Origin of the sequence: Pectobacterium nicotianae (assembly GCF_023272715.1) — a bacterium.
Classification (GTDB): domain Bacteria; phylum Pseudomonadota; class Gammaproteobacteria; order Enterobacterales; family Enterobacteriaceae; genus Pectobacterium; species Pectobacterium brasiliense.
In genome coordinates, this window is the sequence record NZ_CP096821.1 from 4,652,044 (window position 1) to 4,671,697 (window position 19,654).

The 19,654-nt window shown below is 52.9% G+C and carries 14 protein-coding genes; 4 read left to right on the forward strand and 10 right to left on the reverse strand.

Going from position 1 to position 19,654, the window contains the following annotated elements; translation table 11 throughout:
* Positions 1–29 precede the first annotated feature (29 nt).
* On the forward strand, positions 30–1,403 hold the full coding sequence (locus MYB54_RS20715) for a PTS transporter subunit EIIC (RefSeq protein ID WP_248721294.1): 1,374 nt from the start codon (positions 30–32) through the stop codon (positions 1,401–1,403).
* A gap of 242 nt (positions 1,404–1,645) precedes the next feature.
* Positions 1,646–4,285, forward strand: a complete 2,640-nt coding sequence (gene ppc, locus MYB54_RS20720) for a phosphoenolpyruvate carboxylase (RefSeq protein WP_014913770.1) — start codon at positions 1,646–1,648, stop codon at positions 4,283–4,285.
* Positions 4,286–4,353: 68 nt separating this feature from the next.
* On the opposite strand, the gene MYB54_RS20725 is transcribed toward ppc, so the two are convergent.
* Positions 4,354–5,136 carry a tyrosine-protein phosphatase gene (locus MYB54_RS20725; protein WP_039550363.1) on the reverse strand — a complete coding sequence of 261 codons (783 nt, stop codon included), beginning with the start codon at positions 5,134–5,136 and terminating at the stop codon, positions 4,354–4,356.
* A 149-nt stretch (positions 5,137–5,285) separates the two neighbouring features.
* Positions 5,286–6,056, reverse strand: a complete 771-nt coding sequence (gene udp / locus MYB54_RS20730; protein ID WP_248721295.1) for a uridine phosphorylase — start codon at positions 6,054–6,056, stop codon at positions 5,286–5,288.
* Between the two features lie 332 nt (positions 6,057–6,388).
* Between udp and MYB54_RS20735 the strand changes: the two genes are divergently transcribed.
* Positions 6,389–7,216 carry a dienelactone hydrolase family protein gene (locus MYB54_RS20735; RefSeq protein WP_248721296.1) on the forward strand — a complete coding sequence of 276 codons (828 nt, stop codon included), beginning with the start codon at positions 6,389–6,391 and terminating at the stop codon, positions 7,214–7,216.
* Between the two features lie 102 nt (positions 7,217–7,318).
* Here MYB54_RS20735 and MYB54_RS20740 read toward each other — a convergent pair whose 3' ends face one another.
* The 3 genes from MYB54_RS20740 to metE all read right to left on the reverse strand — a co-directional run bounded on the left by MYB54_RS20740 (position 7,319) and on the right by metE (position 14,093).
* Positions 7,319–8,980, reverse strand: a complete 1,662-nt coding sequence (locus tag MYB54_RS20740) for a methyl-accepting chemotaxis protein (RefSeq protein WP_248721297.1) — start codon at positions 8,978–8,980, stop codon at positions 7,319–7,321.
* A gap of 683 nt (positions 8,981–9,663) precedes the next feature.
* Positions 9,664–11,292, reverse strand: coding sequence for a methyl-accepting chemotaxis protein (locus MYB54_RS20745; RefSeq protein WP_248721298.1), 1,629 nt, complete (start codon positions 11,290–11,292; stop codon positions 9,664–9,666).
* Between the two features lie 536 nt (positions 11,293–11,828).
* Positions 11,829–14,093 carry a 5-methyltetrahydropteroyltriglutamate--homocysteine S-methyltransferase gene (metE, locus tag MYB54_RS20750; RefSeq protein ID WP_248721299.1) on the reverse strand — a complete coding sequence of 755 codons (2,265 nt, stop codon included), beginning with the start codon at positions 14,091–14,093 and terminating at the stop codon, positions 11,829–11,831.
* 103 nt (positions 14,094–14,196) lie between these two features.
* Here metE and metR point away from each other — a divergent pair, with 103 nt between their 5' ends.
* Positions 14,197–15,132, forward strand: coding sequence for an HTH-type transcriptional regulator MetR (gene metR, locus MYB54_RS20755; RefSeq protein ID WP_014913764.1), 936 nt, complete (start codon positions 14,197–14,199; stop codon positions 15,130–15,132).
* Here the strand turns inward: metR and MYB54_RS20760 are convergent.
* The 5 genes from MYB54_RS20760 to secB form a co-directional block, all read right to left on the reverse strand.
* Positions 15,038–15,937 (reverse strand): carboxylate/amino acid/amine transporter, encoded by a 900-nt coding sequence (locus MYB54_RS20760; RefSeq protein WP_039285197.1) that lies wholly within the window; start codon positions 15,935–15,937, stop codon positions 15,038–15,040. The two genes, metR and MYB54_RS20760, sit on opposite strands and share 95 nt — an antisense overlap.
* Before the next feature lie 248 nt (positions 15,938–16,185).
* On the reverse strand, positions 16,186–16,839 hold the full coding sequence (gene pagP, locus MYB54_RS20765) for a lipid IV(A) palmitoyltransferase PagP (protein ID WP_205593250.1): 654 nt from the start codon (positions 16,837–16,839) through the stop codon (positions 16,186–16,188).
* A 307-nt stretch (positions 16,840–17,146) separates the two neighbouring features.
* Positions 17,147–17,968, reverse strand: coding sequence for a serine O-acetyltransferase (gene cysE, locus MYB54_RS20770; RefSeq protein WP_039285192.1), 822 nt, complete (start codon positions 17,966–17,968; stop codon positions 17,147–17,149).
* A 142-nt stretch (positions 17,969–18,110) separates the two neighbouring features.
* A complete protein-coding gene (gpsA, locus tag MYB54_RS20775; protein WP_010283738.1) occupies positions 18,111–19,130 on the reverse strand; it encodes an NAD(P)H-dependent glycerol-3-phosphate dehydrogenase in 1,020 nt (339 codons plus the stop codon).
* A complete protein-coding gene (gene secB / locus MYB54_RS20780) occupies positions 19,130–19,600 on the reverse strand; it encodes a protein-export chaperone SecB (protein WP_014913761.1) in 471 nt (156 codons plus the stop codon). Before secB ends, gpsA begins: the two co-directional genes overlap by 1 nt.
* Between the last annotated feature and the right edge of the window lie 54 nt (positions 19,601–19,654).

Below are 19,654 nucleotides of genomic sequence, written 5' to 3' on the forward strand. Positions count from 1 at the left end.
AACATAAGGCTATGCGGGGAGTTTATTCCATGGGAAAAAATGAGGTTATTCAGTCAATCATTAAACTGGTTGGCGGAAACGATAATATAAATAAAGCCTGGCACTGTATGACACGGCTTCGGTTTGATTTAATTGATGAAAGTAAAGTGCAAACCGAGGCGATCAAAAATCTGCCCGGTATATTAGGTGCGCAACACCAGAGTGAACAGTTTCAGATTATTATCGGGCCACAGGTCAATGAGTATTACGAGCTGCTGCACGCCCAGCTTTCGCCTACAACGACATCACAGCCGGACGTGCAGAAGCAGAAGAAGGGGCTGATTTCGCTGTTCATGGATACCGTTTCCGGCGTATTTGGTCCGATCGTCCCTGCCATCGCGGGTGCCGGGATGATCAAAGGGCTGCTGGCAGGGCTGATCGCCTTGAAAGTGGTCTCTGCCAAAACCGATACTGTGATCGTCCTCGATCTGATCGCCAGCGGTGTGTTCTATTTCTTACCTTTCTTCCTCGCCATCTCCGCAGCCAGGATATTTAAAACAAGCGAATATCTGGCAGCGGCTGTTGCAGCCTGCCTGATGTACCCGTCGTTGATAGAAGCGGCGAAGGCACTAGCCAGCAATAGCCCTAATGCGGTCAGCGCCTTTTACTTCATCGGTGTGCTACCCATTCCGGTGTTCAACTATGCCGCCAGCGTCATCCCGGTGATTTTCTCCGTGCTGGCACTGAGCTATATCCATCGTTGGGTCGACCGCATCATGCCTTCGGTGCTGAAAACCGTGTTTACCCCAACGCTGACGCTGTTTATCGCCGCACTGGTGTCGCTCACCGTTATCGGGCCATTCGGGATCTATCTCGGTAAACTGCTGGCACTGTTTATTCAGAGCCTGTTCGATGTGTCGTCTATCTTTGCTGGTTTCGTGGTCGGTGCGATTCGGCCTGTCGCGATTCTGACTGGCATGCATCACGCGATGACGCCCATTGCGCTGCAAAATTTCAGCAATCAGGGTTTTGATATGCTGATGCCAATGATGTGTATGGCTAACATGGCGATTGCGGGTTCCACGTTTGCCATCTACTTCCATGCCAAAACCCGTCAGGACAAATCTGTCGTGCTGTCTGCTGGGGTTTCCGCGCTGCTCGGTATTACCGAACCTGCACTCTTCGGCGTCCTGACCAAGTATAAAAAAGCGTTTATCTCCGCAACGATTGCCAGCTCCATCGCCTCGGCCTTTATCGCGTACTTCGGTGTCCGGCTGTATGGCTACATCTTGTCGAGTATTTTCAGCCTGCCAGCCTATATCGGCCCGTACTTTAGCTACGCGGTATCCGGCATGGCCATCGCCATCGTGCTTTCTTTCACGCTGACTTATATTCTGGTCGTCAGAGCGTCCAAACAGGCGTAACCGCACTCGCGGGGCCTTTGCGCCCCGCCATCCCTCTCCTCTAATTAGCTGCCCTAATATCCGCGCCTCTGTAATTAAATTTCACAAATTGCCAAGCCCGCCTCAATGCAAGTACAAAGAATAAGGAGAAGAAAGAATCGTCAATTGACGAATCCGCCTTATCGTGGCTAGATGGAGGCAGTGCGTCAAAATATGTCAAGTGAAATAAACTTACAAAAATGGTAGGGATGGTCAGGGTAACTATGAACGAACAATATTCCGCAATGCGCAGTAACGTCAGTATGCTCGGCAAGCTTCTCGGCGATACCATCAAGGAAGCGCTGGGTGAAAACATCCTTGATAAAGTCGAAACAATCCGCAAGCTGTCAAAGTCTTCCCGCGCAGGTAATGAAAAACATCGTCAGGAGCTGCTGACCACGCTGCAAAACCTGTCTAACGATGAACTGTTGCCCGTTGCCCGTGCATTCAGCCAGTTCCTTAACCTGACCAATACCGCCGAGCAATACCATACGATTTCACCGCACGGTGAAGCGGCGAGTAACCCGGCACTGCTTTCCAACGCCTTTGAGCGTCTGAAGGAAAGCAAAAATCTGACCGAACGCGATATCCGTGACGCCGTGGAGTCCTTGTCGATCGAGCTGGTGCTGACCGCGCACCCGACCGAAATTACCCGTCGGACGCTGATCCACAAACTGGTGGAAGTGAATACCTGCCTCAAGCAGCTCGACCATAACGATCTGGCTGACTATGAACGTAATCAGATCATGCGCCGCCTGCGCCAACTGATCGCGCAGTCCTGGCATACCGATGAAATCCGTAAAATTCGTCCTACCCCGGTAGATGAAGCCAAGTGGGGCTTTGCCGTGGTGGAAAACAGCCTGTGGGAAGGCGTGCCTGCGTTTTTACGCGAACTGGATGAACAGCTGGAACAGGCTTTTGGCTACCGTCTGCCCGTTGATGCAGTTCCGGTGCGCTTTACGTCCTGGATGGGCGGCGACCGCGACGGTAACCCGAACGTCACAGCGGAAGTCACTCGCCATGTGCTGTTACTCAGCCGTTGGAAAGCAGCCGATCTGTTCCTGCGTGATATTCAGGTGCTGGTTTCCGAGCTGTCGATGTCCGAATGTACGCCGGAGTTGCTGGAACTGGCCGGCGGCAGCGAGGTACAGGAACCGTACCGCGCTATCATGAAGTCACTGCGTTCGCAGTTGAGCAGTACGCTGAGCTATCTGGAAGCACGTCTGACGGGTGAGGAGCGCTTGCCTCCTAAAGATCTGCTGGTTACCAACGAACAGCTTTGGGAACCGCTCCACGCCTGCTACCAGTCGCTGAAAACCTGCGGCATGGGCATCATCGCTGATGGTCGCCTGCTGGATACGCTGCGTCGCGTGCGCTGCTTCGGCGTGCCTTTGGTACGCATCGATGTCCGTCAGGAGAGTACCCGCCACACCGAAGCGCTGGCTGAAATTACCCGCTATCTGGGTCTGGGCGACTACGAAAGCTGGTCAGAGTCGGATAAGCAAGCCTTCCTGATCCGTGAACTGAGCTCCAAGCGCCCGCTCCTGCCGCGCTACTGGGAGCCGAGTGCGGATACCAAAGAAGTGCTGGATACCTGTCGTGTCATCGCCAAAGCGCCAATCGGTTCAGTCGCAGCCTATGTCATTTCAATGGCACGCACGCCTTCCGACGTGCTGGCCGTTCATCTGCTGCTCAAAGAAGCGGGCTGCCCGTTTGCCTTGCCGGTCGCGCCGCTGTTTGAAACGCTGGACGACCTGAACAACGCCGATGATGTCATGAAGCAGTTGCTGAGCATCGACTGGTATCGCGGCTTTATCCAAGGCAAACAGATGGTCATGATCGGCTATTCCGACTCCGCGAAAGACGCGGGCGTGATGGCCGCTTCCTGGGCGCAATATCGTGCACAGGACGCACTGATCAAAACCTGTGAGAAAGCGGGTATCGCACTGACGCTGTTCCACGGACGCGGTGGTTCCATCGGTCGCGGTGGCGCACCGGCTCATGCTGCGCTGTTGTCACAACCGCCGGGTAGCCTGAAAGGTGGCCTGCGCGTGACGGAACAAGGCGAGATGATCCGCTTTAAATACGGCCTGCCGGAAGTCACCATCAGCAGTCTGGCGCTGTATACCGGTGCGATTCTGGAAGCAAACCTGCTGCCGCCGCCGGAACCAAAACAGGAATGGCACGAGGTAATGGATGAGCTGTCCCGCGTGTCCTGCGATATGTACCGTGGCTACGTGCGTGAGAACCCGGATTTCGTCCCTTACTTCCGCGCCGCTACGCCGGAGCTGGAGCTGGGTAAACTGCCGCTGGGTTCACGTCCGGCCAAGCGTCGTCCGAACGGCGGTGTGGAAAGCCTGCGTGCTATCCCGTGGATTTTCGCCTGGACGCAGAACCGTCTGATGCTGCCAGCGTGGCTGGGTGCAGGTGCCGCGTTGCAGAAAGTGGTGGATGACGGTAAGCAGGAACAGCTGGAAGCCATGTGTCGCGACTGGCCGTTCTTCTCAACGCGTATCGGTATGCTGGAGATGGTGTTCGCCAAAGCCGACCTGTGGCTGGCGGAGTATTACGATCAGCGTCTGGTAGAAGAGAAGCTGTGGCCGTTAGGGAAACAGCTGCGCGATCAGCTGGCCGCCGATATCAATGTCGTGCTGGCGATCTCCAACGACGATCACCTGATGGCGGATCTGCCGTGGATCGCCGAGTCGATCGCATTGCGTAACGTCTATACCGATCCTCTGAACGTGTTGCAGGCCGAATTGCTGCATCGTTCACGTCAGCAGGAAAAACCGGATGCCGATCTGGAGCTGGCGCTGATGGTGACGATCGCGGGCGTCGCGGCGGGTATGCGTAATACGGGTTAATCACCCAAGCAGCAAAGCTACACAGCAAAACAAAGGCCGGTCAGCTGACCGGCCTAACACCAAAAACCTCACGCCAAGTATTTATCCTGCAAATAGTTCCGCGCGCGATTATCCAGACCGTATTCCGCCTCAAGCCAGCTATCGATTGAGCCGTGTCGTTCGTAGATAGCCTGCAACGCCGTCACGATGAACTCTTCCTGCACCGACAGTACATAAGAGAACTGTCCCAGCGCTTTTTCATTCAGCGTTGCCGACAGATGTGTCAGTAGCTGCTGGCGGAATGGCGTCAGCGTCGTCTCGGTGAGCAAGTAATCTTCCATCACCGTCTGCTCATCTGCCCCCAGCGCAAACATCACCAGCGCCGAACCGATACCGGTGCGATCTTTACCGACGGCGCAGTGCTGTACCAACCCGCCCTCATCCGGCCGCAATAGCAGCGATACCAGTTGTTTATAGGCCGAATTATTGAAAGGCAGACGGCGGTAAAGCTCCAACATGAATGCACGGGAATCAAACGCCGCCAGCACATCGGATCCCAATGAATCCAGATTGGCCGTCACTTCATGGCGCAATGGGTTGGCTGGGTAAGCGTGGTAGTTGGCCCCCGTCCACAAGACGTCGGGCTTCTGCGCAATTTCATCGGCATCCCGATAATCCACCACGTGAGAAATCGGCACGCCAGCAAGGTGTTCGCAGTCAGCCTGACTCAGCAGATCCAGCGAGCCGGAGCGAAAAAGTTTACCGTGTCGTATAAGCCGCCCATCAGCAGCGCGGTTGCCGCCTAAATCGCGGAAATTGATTCCGCCGTCCAGCGGTAATAAAGAGGGATGAAGCAACGTTGGTTCGGTCATACATCTCCTTGCGAGGTTGAAAGGCGAGCAAGGCAACCGTATTACACGCGCTAAGCACGGTGCAGGTTAACCCGATGAACCTGAAGAGGCTATCAGGATACGGGCTGGCATCGACGATGACCAGCCCAAAATACCATCAATTTTTGTGCTTATTCAGCGGCTAACAAGCGGCGGGTTGCGTCCAGCAACACCTTGATGACGGTGGTTTCGGCCAGCTTCATGGTCGCCGCATCTGGGATTTCCTGCTGGGTACGGTTCACGATCACGCCCGCGATCATGCCCGCTTTCAGCCCCTGACTGGCGCACATCGTCAACAGCGTGGCGGATTCCATTTCATAGTTCAGCACGCCCATGCTCTGCCACTCTTCCATCGAACCGCGGAAGCGACGGACAACGCGTCCAGAGAAAGTGTCATAGCGTTCCTGACCTGGGTAGAACGTATCGGAAGACGCGGTGATGCCCACGTGCAACGCCGCCCCCGACGCCTTCGCCGCTTCCACCAGCGCGGTGGTACAGCCGAAATCGGCAACGGCTGGGAATTCCATTGGCGCGAAGTGAAGGCTCGCCCCATCAAGGCGAACCGCTGCCGTGGTTACTAGCACATCGCCGACATTGATACCGGACTGAATCGCCCCCGTCGTACCGACGCGCAGGAAAGTACGGATGCCGAGCTGTGCCAACTCTTCTACCGCGATTGACGTTGACGGGCCGCCGATACCGGTCGAGCAAACAATCACTGCCTTGCCGTCAAGCTCCGCACGCCAGGACGTAAATTCACGGTGTGATGCCAGATGTACCGGGTTATCCATCAGGAGAGCAATTTTTTCAACACGCTCAGGATCACCGGGGACGATAGCCAGCGTCGCGCCCTGTAAATCGTTCTTGACCAGACCAAGATGGAACACATCAGATGTAGACATAACTGCCTCCCGGGCAATCAATTGGGTATTCAGAGAAATCGCGCCGGACGCTTCATCTATGCTGCCTTTCGCAGCCAGTCAGCGTCCGTTCAATAAAAAGACTCTAGCGCATCATGACGTTTTTTTAAGTGACGAGAGTCACCGATGAAAAAGAAACAAACATCAACATACATAAAAAACGTGACTTACATCACTATTTATTAGGTAGGGAATTCATTTTTGCCGATTAATTGTCTTCTAGTGTAGATTCTTTAATCATTGATAGTATTTATGATGGATATTCTGAGATCCCTCTTTCACATGAAAATCGGCCGATAACAGGAGTGCGCGTAATGAAGACTGATGAACAGACGACCTTCAAACATCTTCCTCAGGGGCTATCCCCGGCGGTAGAACCGCAGACCTCCTCCATCATTACGACGGATTCTGTCGGTATCATTGCCAGTGAGACCACTATTTCTTCTCAGGGTGAGCAGTTGCCTGCGTATATCGCCAGACCGGCGAACCATGACAAGCCGCTCCCTATCATTCTGGTGGTGCAGGAGATTTTCGGCGTTCATCAACACATTCAGGACGTTTGCCGTAGGCTGGCCAAACAAGGCTATATGGCTATTGCGCCAGAGCTGTATTTTCGTCAGGGCGACCCCAGCCACTATAACGATATTCAGCGAATACTGACCGAGCTGGTGTATAAGGTGCCCGATACGCAGGTGCTATCCGATCTCGATCACACGGCCAACTGGGCGATTAAACAGGGTGGGGACGCGAGTAAACTGGCGATAACGGGTTTCTGTTGGGGCGGGCGCATCACCTGGCTCTACGCCGCACACAACCCGCAACTCAAGGCGGCCGTTGCCTGGTACGGCAAGTGTACGGGTGAGAAAACGCTGAATAGCCCTAAACATCCGGTCGATGTCGCAACGGAATTAGAAGCCCCGGTACTGGGGTTGTACGGTGCGAAAGACGAAGGGATTCCGTTGGGGCAGGTCGATACCATGCGGCAGGCGCTACGCGCTGCCAATGCGGAGGCAGATATCATCGTCTACCCCGATGCCGGTCATGCTTTCCATGCCGATTACCGCCCCAGCTATCATGAAGAGTCCGCACGCGACGGCTGGCAGCGTATGCTGGCGTGGTTCCAGAAAAACGGCGTGGCGTAACACCTTCACACGTTTTGCCTCTTATTCCACGATCTAAAACGCCACCGAATAACGGTGGCGTTGGTGTTTTACCTGTTGACGATTTTACAGAGACAGACAGCCTTAGAACGTTGTCCAGTCGCCGTCATTGCCCTTACTTTTCGCCGTCGCTGGCGCTAAAGACAGCGTTGGCGTACGCGTTGGTGTCGATGCATAAGACGCGGTTTTGCCGCTGCCATATGACTGCAACTTAAACGCGCTTACCGCTTCCGCGAGCACAGAGGCCTGTGATTGCAGAGACAGCGCCGCAGAAGCCGACTCTTCAACCAGAGCCGCATTCTGCTGGGTCGTGGTATCAATCTGTCCCACTGCCAGATTCATCTGGTTAATCCCGTCACTCTGTTCACGGCTGGCCTGCGAGATTTCGCTGATGATCTCATTCACATCCTGTACATAGCCCGTTAATCCGCTCATCGTTTCTTCAGCGGTATCCACCAGCGACATGCCCTCCTGAATTTTGCTTACAGAGTCGTCGATCAAATCCTTGATCTCGCGCGCGGCGGTCGCACTACGCTGTGCCAAAGAACGCACTTCCCCTGCCACCACGGCAAAACCACGCCCTTGCTCGCCCGCACGCGCCGCTTCAACCGCAGCATTCAGTGCCAGAATATTGGTCTGGAATGCAATGCCGTCAATCACGCCAATGATTTCCGCCATACGCTGAGATGAATCGCGAATGCCGCGCATTTTCTGCGTAACAGAGACCATAACGTCGCCGCTTTGCTTCGCCGCACCAGAGGCTTTATTCGCAATATCTGTTGCCTGCTGGGTGTTTTCCGCCGTGTTCTTAATGGTAGACGTCAGCTGCTCCATCGATGCCGCCGTTTCTTCCAGCGAGCTGGCCTGCTCTTCGGTGCGCGATGACAAATCCTGATTACCTGCGGCGATTTGCGAGGCCGCCGTCGAGATCGTTTCCGCCCCGTCACGCACCTGCCCAACAATCGTGCTCAGGCTGGTGTTCATGTGATCCAACGATTGCAGCAGCAATCCGGTTTCATCTTTGCTGGTAACAGTGATACGTGAGGTCAGGTCGCCCTGTGCCACTCTGTCTGCGACTTGCAAAGCCTGCTGTATCGGTCGGGTGACGCTACGCGTAATTGACCAGGCAATCAGCGCCCCAAATACGGCGCCCAGCGCTAAAATGAGCAGTAGAATAATGCGGGTCTCGCTGTACACCTCAGCCATGGCTTCAACAGAGGTATCCATCGCATCATCCTGATAGTTAACCAATTGTCTTACCGCATCACGGTACTGGCGTTGGATGACATTCAGATTGTTGTTGAATTCCTCAATCGCCGCTTCTCGATTACCCGCCACCACTTCACTGATAATCTTGTCACCGGATTTCAAAAATTCGGTACGGATCGCACGGATAGCACGTAGCTGAGAGATTGAACGTTCTTCAACAGTGTGGCTTTCCAGCTTGTCCAGCAGGCGGCCAATTTCCTGGCGGAATACGTTTACACGATCGACGTTTTCCTTGATTTTATCCTCACCTGAAACCAGCATCAGCCGCTGATAAGCGACCAGAATGCTGTTTACATTATCGATAAGGCTATTTGAATCAACCGTTTGTGGATAAACCTCTTTCACAATGCCTCTGGCACCATCCTGGAAACCGGATAGCTTGGACAGGGAAAAAATACTCACGACAAACAACATCAAAATCAGGACAGCAAACCCAGCCCCCAGTCGATAGCCGATACGCCAATTCGCTAAATTCATGTCTCACTCCTTTTAGATAATGCATAGCAATGTCAATTGCGCACATGTCGCAGATTGATGGAACCACAGGGCGGAGAATGGTTGGCGATCCGAAGGCGAACAGACCTTATGACGCGCCAGAGATACCTTGAGATAGGCATTTTACGCACGCTCTCAGCATGAGAGGCGCTATCAAAAATCAAATAGTTTCCCTCGGGTGTTGAGGTGCAAAAGTGGAAATAAATCTAACAGTGCTACAAATACAACGGATAAGACCGCAGAGACGTTATTGAGGTGATAATAATGGTCTTCCCTCTCCGCACTCATGCAGACATGGCCGCTCCTGTGTTATCCATCTTATCGGCACACCACCCATGATCTTTATCATTTGATCGTTTAAATCATTCAAAAGTAAATAATAAATAGTCTCTGACTATCAAATAGTAAATTTCGATCGGAAAAAACACATATTAATCTACGAGCCATTAACAGAAATAACGCCCCAATTACATAAAAGGATAGTCAGATATAGTTGATATTAAAAATAAAGAGATGGGAATATTTCTTAGTAAAGGATAACAAGCTGAATAAGCAGGGGAAAAAATGTATTTACGCTACGTAGCATATGAAAAGAATCAGGGAGGCTGTCGCCTCCCTGTGGGAATAGGTGCTACGTTACAACGCCGTCAAATGATGGCAGTCATTTACTCTTTGCTTGCCAGCGCCAAAGACAACGTGGGTGTGCTCATCGACATCGGCGCATAAGACCCAGCGTTGCTACTGCCGTATGACTGTATTTTAAATGCACTCACCGCTTCCGCCAGAACGGAGGCCTGTGCTTGCAGAGACAGCGCCGCAGAGGCTGATTCTTCAACCAGAGCCGCATTCTGCTGGGTCGTGGTATCAATCTGTCCAATCGCCAGATTCATCTGGTTAATCCCGTCACTCTGTTCACGGCTGGCCTGCGAAATCTCGCTGATAATGCCGTGTACGTCCTTCACATGGGCCGTTAACCCACCCATCGTTTCTTCAGCGGTATCAACCAGTTCCATGCCTTCACGAATTTTGCTTACGGAATCGTCGATCAAATCCTTGATCTCCCGCGCAGCGGTCGCACTACGCTGTGCCAGAGAACGGACTTCCCCCGCCACCACCGCAAAGCCACGCCCTTGCTCACCCGCACGCGCGGCTTCAACGGCGGCATTCAGCGCCAGAATGTTGGTCTGGAACGCAATACCATCAATCACGCCGATGATTTCCGCCATACGCTGGGATGAATCACGAATGCCGCGCATTTTTTGCGTCACGGAAAGCATGACATCACCGCTTTGTTTCGCCGCACCGGTCGCCTTATTGGCAATCTCCGTCGCCTGCTGGGTATTTTCCGCGGTGTTTTTAATGGTGGATGCCAGTTGCTCCATTGAGGCAGCGGTTTCTTCCAGCGAGCTGGCCTGCTCTTCAGTACGCGATGACAGATCCTGATTCCCTGCCGTGATTTGTGACGCCGCTGTCGAGATCGTTTCCGCGCCATCACGCACCTGGCCGACAATCGTGCTCAGGCTGGTGTTCATGCGATCCAACGCTTGCAACAGCAATCCGGTTTCATCCTTGCTGGTCACCGTGATGCGTGAAGTCAGATCGCCCTGCGCCACTCTGTCTGCCACTTGCAAAGCCTGCTCTATTGGACGGGTTACACTGCGCGTGATCGCCCAGGCAATCAGCACCCCAAATACGGCACCCAGCGCCAAAATAAGCAGCAAAATCATGCGGGTGTTGCTGTATACCTCAGCCATAGTCTCGACAGAGTTATCCATCGCATTATTTTGGTAATTCACCAACTGCTTCACCGAGTCACGGTAATTGCGCTGAATGACGTTCAGGGTGTTATTGAATTCCGCGACGGCGACGTCGTTATTACCCGCCAGCGCATCACTGATAATTTTATCGCCAGACTTGATGAACTCGGCACGAAATCCGCGGACAACCGCCACTTGTTTACGGGCAAGCTCGCCTGACGCATTGTTTTCCAGATTGTCGAGAAGACGACTAATTTCCTTGCGGTACGCCATAATCCGATCGACATATCCCTGACGCTGTTCCTGACCGGATACCAGCATCATCTGCAAATAAGCGACAAAATGCCCATTCACGTTATCGATGAGGTCATTCGCATCTACCGTTTGCGGATAAACCTCTTTGACGATATCTCTGGCACCATCCTGAAAAGAGGACAGTTTAGACAAAGAAAAAATACTCACGGTAAATAACATCAGAATCAAGATGGCAAATCCGCCTCCTAATCGATAGCCAATTCGCCAATTCGCTAAACTCATGTCTCACTCCTTTTAGGTAATACATAATAATGACTACTGCTCGTCTAATAACGCCGCAGAGTAGGGAATTATCGTTTTTCGGGAAAATAAATATGCTTTGCGGGTGTATATAAATACCCACAAATGAGTAATTGCAGGTGCACTTTCAACATAAATAAAACGTTAAAAAATACAAACAACCTCGCTCTATTGGTAAACCCAGAGCCGCCTCCATGCCGTCTACCTTATCGGCACAATATTCCCTAGCTTTATGACAGCGTCGACTAACTCCGCCGAAGAATAAATATATTGATAGCGGATAAATAATCCTTTTCGAGAAATAACCTACCAGTCGATGCAGAAAAACAAGGGGGATAGCGCGGCGATTTTATTAAAGGAAAGACAATATAGTTAATTTTCGGGAAGGAAGAAAATTTGCAGGGGAGAAATAATAAACAATCGAGATACGACGAAAAATAGTGCGTATTTTTATCTACTCGTTAGCTATAAAAAATCAGGGAGGTCACCACCTCCCTGATTGCATCAGCCATTAACTATTACTGGGTTTCACGCAGACGCTGTGCTGCCTGAACCATATTCGCCAGAGCCTGACGCGTTTCCGGCCAGCCACGGGTTTTCAGACCGCAGTCTGGGTTCACCCATAGACGTTCAGCGGGGATACGCTGCGCCGCTTTCTTCAGCAGGGCTTCCATCCATTCCACGCTCGGGACGTTCGGGGAGTGGATATCATAAACGCCCGGGCCGATTTCATTCGGGTATTCAAACTCTTCAAACGACTCCAGCAGTTCCATATCGGAACGCGAGGTTTCAATCGTAATCACATCGGCATCCAGTGCGGCGATAGAATCCATGATGTCATTGAACTCGCAATAACACATATGGGTATGGATTTGCGTATCATCTTTCGCCACCGCGGCGTTCAGACGGAAGGCATCCACTGCCCAGGCCAGATAAGCATCCCAGTCAGAGCGGTGCAGCGGCAGACCTTCACGCAGCGCCGGTTCGTCAATCTGGATGATACCAATGCCTGCAGCTTCCAAATCGGCCACTTCATCACGCAGCGCCAGTGCAATCTGCTTAGCGATGGTTTCACGCGTGACGTCTTCACGTGGGAAAGACCAGCACAGGATCGTCACCGGACCTGTCAGCATGCCTTTCATCGGCTTGTCGGTCAGAGACTGTGCGTATTTCGCCCACTCAACGGTGATCGCTTCTGGACGACTCACATCGCCAATGATGACTGGCGGTTTCACGCAGCGAGAACCGTAGCTCTGCACCCAGCCGTTCTGAGTAAAGACGAACCCATCCAGATGCTCGCCGAAGTACTCCACCATGTCGTTACGCTCAGCTTCACCGTGCACCAGTACATCCAGCCCCAGACGCTCTTGTTCAGCCACAGCCTGCTTGATGTGCTCGGAAATGCCGGTGCGGTAGTTATTGCCATCCAGACGACCCTGTTTGAAATCCAGACGCAGGCCACGAATTTCGGTGGTTTGCGGGAAAGAACCAATCGTCGTCGTCGGCCATGCTGGCAGATTAAAGCGCTCACGCTGGGCATCCGCACGAACCGAATACACGTTATTACGCTGGCTGTCCTGTGCAGTAATGGCCGCCAGACGCTGGGCAACAGCGGCGTTATTCACACGCGTGGAGGTACGGCGAGCGCGAATCGGCGCGCTGTAGGCGTCCAGTGCCTGCCCGTTGCCGCTGTTCAATGCCTGAGACAGCAGTGACAGCTCCGCACATTTCTGGATGGCAAAGGCAAACCAGCTCTTCACTTCATCATCCAGGCGCACTTCCACACTCAGATCGATAGGGCTATGCAGCAGTGAACATGAGCTGCCCAACCACAGATCGCGCGTCCCCACCAGCGGTTGCAGACGCTCGAACCAGTTGCTCAGGTCAGCCCGCCATACGTTACGGCCGTTAATCACCCCCAGAGACAGTACCCAGTTAGCAGGCAGTTGGGCGCTCAGCGTAGCGGCATCATCCTTACCGTGAACCAGATCGACATGCAGCCCCTGAACCGGCAGCGTTTTGATCGTTTCCAGATTCTGACTAACGCTATCGAAATAGGTCGTCAGCAGCAGTTTCACCTGACCCTGCAGGGCATCGTAAGCCGGTTTAAACGCGGCCAGCCACGCTTGCGGCAGTTCCAGCACCAGCGCAGGTTCATCGATCTGCACCCACTCAATGCCGCGCTTCGCCAGCTCAGCCAGCACCTGCTGGTAAACGGGCAGAATGTCCTGCAGCAGCGACAGACGATCAAACTGCTCGCCTTTCACTTTGCCCAGCCATAGGTAGGTAACCGGGCCTAGCAGAACAGGCTTCACGTTATGGCCCAGCGCCAGAGCTTCATCAACTTCATCCAGCAGTTGTGTCCAGGTCAGCTTGAACTGCTGCCCTTTGGTGAATTCCGGCACCATGTAGTGATAGTTAGTGTTAAACCACTTGGTCATTTCTGCCGCAGCAGCAGGTTGACCGGTTGCCGCACGTCCGCGGCCAATACGGAACAGCGTATCCAGATCGACCGAGCCGTCTTTATTCTGATGGCGTGCAGGTACGTTACCCAGCAGCAGACTCGTGGTCAGCACATGGTCGTACCAGGCGAAATCACCCACTGGCAGCAGATCAACGCCAGCATCCTTCTGTTGTTGCCAATGGCGCGCACGTAGCTCGCGGCCAACGGTCAGCAACTCCTCCTGTGTCGCGTTACCTGCCCAGTAGCTTTCCTGCGCTTTTTTCAGTTCACGGCGTAATCCAACGCGCGGAAAACCCAGTGTGTGATTCACAATCGCCATCGTTAATTCCTCATTTAGCCGTCCAGATGTTTACACATCCATAATCCGCAGGTAGTGTAGTAAGCACAAGCGCAATTTATTCACTGTCACGTGAAGGACTCTCATGATCGAATTCAAACACCTGCGAACGCTGCAAGCACTGCGCAATACCGGATCGTTAGCCGCCGCTGCCTCTGCACTTCACCAAACTCAATCGGCGTTATCTCACCAGTTCAGCGATCTGGAGCAGCGCCTTGGGTTCAGGCTATTCGTGCGTAAAAGCCAGCCGCTGCGCTTTACGCCTCAGGGAGAAATTCTGTTACAGCTGGCAGAGCAGGTGTTGCCGCAAATCCAGCAGGCGTTGCAGTCGTGCCATGAGCCGCACCAAACCACGCTGCGTCTGGCTATTGAGTGCCATAGCTGTATTCAGTGGCTGACGCCAGCGCTAGACGAGTTCCACCAGCACTGGCCGCAGGTGGCGATGGACTTTAAATCAGGCGTGACGTTCGATCCTCAGCCAGCACTTCAACAAGGCGAGCTGGATCTGGTTATGACCTCCGACATCATGCCGCGCAGCGGTCTGCACTATTCACCTCTGTTTGATTTTGAAGTCAGGCTGGTACTGGCTCCCGACCATCCGCTGGCAGGAAAAGAGAAAATTGAACCGGAGGATTTCACCGCCGAGACTCTGATGATCTATCCGGTACAGCGGCAACGACTGGACGTCTGGCGTCACTTTTTGCAACCGGCAGGCATCAGTCCGACGCTGAAAAGCGTGGACAATACGCTGCTGCTGATTCAGATGGTCGCCGCCCGCATGGGCATCGCCGCGCTACCGCACTGGGTGGTGGAAAGCTTCGAGCGTCAGGGCCTGATTGTGACTAAATCGCTGGGTGACGGGCTGTGGAGCCGGTTGTACGCTGCCGTCCGCGACGGAGAGCAGCGCCAACCGGTGATTGATGCGTTTATTCGTTCGGCGCGTCAGCACGCTTGTGAGCACTTACCGTTTGTAAAGGACGCTTCACGACCCAACGCTGGTGTACCCACAGTGAGGACGTAATAATTATCGTCCCTACGATAAAGCTCAGCCAGTCTGGCGTTTTATGCCAGATAGCGAAGTTGACCAAGAGCCCAGCCGGCACGTGAAAGTTGTTCATTATGCTAAGCGTTCCGGCATCGACCTGAGTTGCGCCGTAGTTCCACATAAAATAACCCAGGCCAGAAGCGCCAATCCCAAGCCAGAGCAGAACACCCCACTGCAAGGTTGTGGTGGGTAATTTATCCAGATTACCGAAGAGCAGCCACGCGACTATCGTCACGATTGCCGCCCCCAGATAAAACCAGGAAAACGCGCAGTGTTGCGGCACCGGATAGAGCTCCATCAGGCGTTTATAACCCACCTGACCCGCAGCAAAACATACGTTCGCCGCCTGAACCAGCAGGAATCCCCACCAGAAATGCTCACTCACGCCGTGGTAATGAATCACCGCCGCCCCGAATACCGCCAGCAAAGCACTCATGGCGTAGCCCCAGCGCAGGCGCTGTCGGGCAAGCAAATCGTAAATCAGCGTGACGTACAGCGGCGTCATCACCGTAAAAAGTAAAAACTCAGGTACGGTCAGGTACAGGTAAGCCTGGAATACGAACAGGTACATGATACCCAGTTGGCAAGCACCCACTAACATATACAAGAAAATGACGCGCGGCGTGTAACCCCGCAGGCGTAAGAACGGCAAAAACACTACGGCTGCGGCCGTCAGACGGAACATCGCAGAAAACCAGCTATCAACCTGACCCGCCAGATATTCGCCAATCAGGCTGAATGAAAATGCCCACAAAATAGTGGTGATAGTAAGTAATGGCACAACAACATCCGCTTAGGAAAAAGTATCGCCATTGTAACGGAGATGACTGAATGAATTTCAGTCAATATGGTTTACATTTGATTAAATAGAAAACAAACGAAAAAATAAGTTTCACAACGGAGAGAGGTGACGTGAAATAACCTTTAGCAGGGAGCATCCACGTCATTAAATATATGATGTCAGTGCTGCTCTTTTAGCAAAAAATAGGGCCTCTTTTTATAAAATAAAGAGGCGCTGTGACTGAGGAATTAAATCTGCCATCTGAACCAGGCAAAGAAAACATTACCGTTATTGTATGTTCCGGGAATGTAAGTCGCCTGGAAAGAGAGCTTGCTGTAGCTTATTGATGCCAAAGGTAATAAGACGGGAATTGGAATATAGTTCCAGTTATCACGCATCGTGAAACCCGCCGTAAAGCCCAGACCCAGTTGAAAATCCTGATCGCTGGTTGGTCGCCAGCGCTTTTCATAACCATAGCCACCGATAGGCTCCCATTTATTGTAGGAGTCTTTGAATGCCATGAGATAAAGCCCGTGCCAGTCCCCATCCTTATCCAGACGGGAAACACCGTAGCCCGCGCCCCACGGTCTTTCATTGTACCTATCCGTCTTTTCTTTATCGTACGTCCAGCGGTTATGCCAGGTGATCGTCGGGATATAAATATCGTGGCTCTGCGGCGAATTCCAGGTTGTAGACAGATTATTTTTACTTCTCTGCCACCAGCTTTCATCCTGCTTATCCGACGCCGACTCACTGGAATCAACCGCGACAGGTGCGAGATTTGCCGTGCTACTTGTATTATTTATCCCTACATTATTTATGCTTTCTGCTGCGTAACTCAAAAAAGGGACAACGGGTAGTGTAATCAAACTCAACGTGATTAAAATTCGCTTCAAATACATATAAGGTTCTCTGTAACAGCGTCACGATTCCATTCAAACAAAGGTGATCCAGACAAAGCTATTTTTGGTTCTTACCAGAATATATAGTTCAGTTTACGTCATCTGCCTATATAGACGGGAAACTAAGGCAGCCTATTATGAAGGGATAAACAGTAACTGTACTTAAATAGATAGTGAGTTCAGAGGTGCTTTCAGACGTTTCTTAGCCGAAATAACAAAAAACCACCTTATTTATCGGTGGCTTATATTCTGGTTGAGACACGTTCGAGATAGATAGACAGAACGGTGAATCGCCTACGCAGTGGGGCTAGATACCATCGCCATATTCGAAGCCGCGATTGACCCCGTTGAAATACTGGTCCATATCCATAGCAGGTTTATCGCTTTCCGGGCGGCCAACGATACGAGCCGGAACACCTGCTGCCGTCGTATGTGGAGGCACCGATTGCAACACGACAGAACCAGCGCCAATTTTCGCGCCACAGCCAACCTCAATGTTCCCCAGAATTTTCGCGCCTGCACCAATCATTACGCCTTCGCGAATTTTAGGGTGACGATCGCCGCTCGTTTTACCCGTCCCGCCCAGCGTCACGGATTGCAGAATGGAAACATCGTTTTCAACGACAGCCGTTTCGCCGATCACAATGCCCGTTGCGTGATCGAGCATGATCCCGCAGCCGATTCTCGCCGCCGGGTGAATATCGACACCGAAAGAAACCGAGATCTGATTCTGGAAATAGACCGCCAGCGCTTTACGATCCTGCGACCAAAGCCAGTGGCCAATGCGGTAAGCTTGTAATGCATGAAACCCTTTCAGGTAGAGCAGCGGCGTCGAATATTTATCCACCGCTGGGTCGCGCAGGCAAACAGCCTGAATATCGCGCGCAGCAGAAACGATCATCTGTGGATCGGCGCGGTAGGCTTCTTCCACGACTTCACGAATAGCAATCGCGGGCATGATCGCATTTGCCAGTTTGTTCGCTAGCATGTAGCTCAATGCGCTACCCAGATTCTCGTGCTTCAGCAATGTGGCATGAAAAAAGCTGGCCAGCATCGGTTCACAGTCCGCGAGACTGCGCGCTTCTGCCTTGATATTGGTCCAGACCAGTTCCAGTTCTTCTGTCGACATTGCCTTACTCTCCGAGATACCACACACCACAACGTATATCTGTTCTCAAACAGCGGGCTTATTAGCACCACCGCTCGTATACAAGAAAATGAAGATACTATGAGCCTCCAGGATTAGGAAGCCCAGCATAGAACGACGTGTTTTATAACCTGGCGGTTTCGTCTTTACGCGTGCGCCCCAATAGGCTCAGCGCCGCCTCTCGGGCGTCTTTCCCACAATACAGCACCTGCCAGAGTTGCTCAGTAATCGGCATCTCAACGCCGTAGCGCTGTGCTAATGCCAGCACCTCTTTCGTATTGCGATACCCTTCAACAACCTGACCAATGCTATCCTGCGCGCTCTGTACATCCATTCCCTGCCCCAGCATCATGCCGAAGCGCCGGTTACGGGACTGATTATCAGTACAGGTCAAAACCAGATCGCCAAGCCCCGCCATCCCCATGAAGGTGGTAGGATCCGCACCCAGCGCCGCGCCAAGCCGGGTCATTTCTGCCAGCCCGCGGGTGATCAACGCGGTACGCGCATTCGCGCCAAACCCAATGCCGTCAGACATCCCGGCACCGATCGCTATGACATTTTTCACCGCACCGCCCAGCTGCACGCCGATAAAATCGGGGTTGCTGTAAACGCGGAAGCTCTTCCCACAGTGCAGCAGCCGTTGCAGATCGTCAGCAAATTCACTGTCCGTTGATGCCAGAGCAATCGCCGTCGGCATACCCGCCGCTAATTCTTTGGCAAATGTCGGGCCGGATACCACCGCAAGCGGGATGGTTTCGCCCAACGCTTCGCGTGCGACATCTTGCAACAAGCGCCCCGTTTCCGCTTCCAGCCCTTTGGTCGCCCACACGATACGCGCATCGGCACGCAAATGGGGTTTCAATTGACGCAAGACATCACCGAACACATGGCTCGGCACAACGACCAGCACGTTTCTGCTGGCAGCAAGCGCCTGCGCGAGGTTGGTTTCCAGCTGTAGCGAATCGGGGAAAGGCACATCCGGCAGGAATGCCTGATTACAGCGAGCGGCCTGTAACGCCTGAATGTGCACAGGGTTGTGACCCCACAGCACGACTCGATGGCCATTACGCGCCAGCGTAATGGCCAACGCGGTGCCGTACGAACCGGCACCGATGACGGTCATTGAAGCGTCAGACGCGTTCATCAGGCATCCTGATGCTGCGCAGCGCCTTCACCTTCGGTCTGCTGCTGCAGGTAATTCATGAACAGCGCATCAAAGTTAACCGGTGCCAGGTTCAGTTGCGGGAAGGTACCGCGAGAAACCAGGCTGGTGATGCACTCACGCGCGTAAGGGAACAGAATGTTCGGGCAGTATGCGCCCAGGCAGTGCGCCAGTTGAGTTCCTTCGATACCGCCAACGGTAAAGATACCACCTTGCTGAACTTCACACAGAAATGCAGTTTCTTCACCCAGAGAAGCCGTTACGGTCACACGCAGTACGACTTCATAGATGTCATCAGCCAGCTGGCTAGAGGCCGTATCCAGATCCAGTTTTACTTCCGGCTGCCATTCCTGCTGGAACACCTGAGGCGCATTCGGCGCTTCAAAAGAGATATCTTTGGTGTAGATACGCTGGATTTGGAAAGCCATTTCTGTGTTGTTTTGTTCAGACATGTTAAGTAATACCCTTTTGTTAGATTCTCTTGACGTCTTCCGTCGTCATAAGTG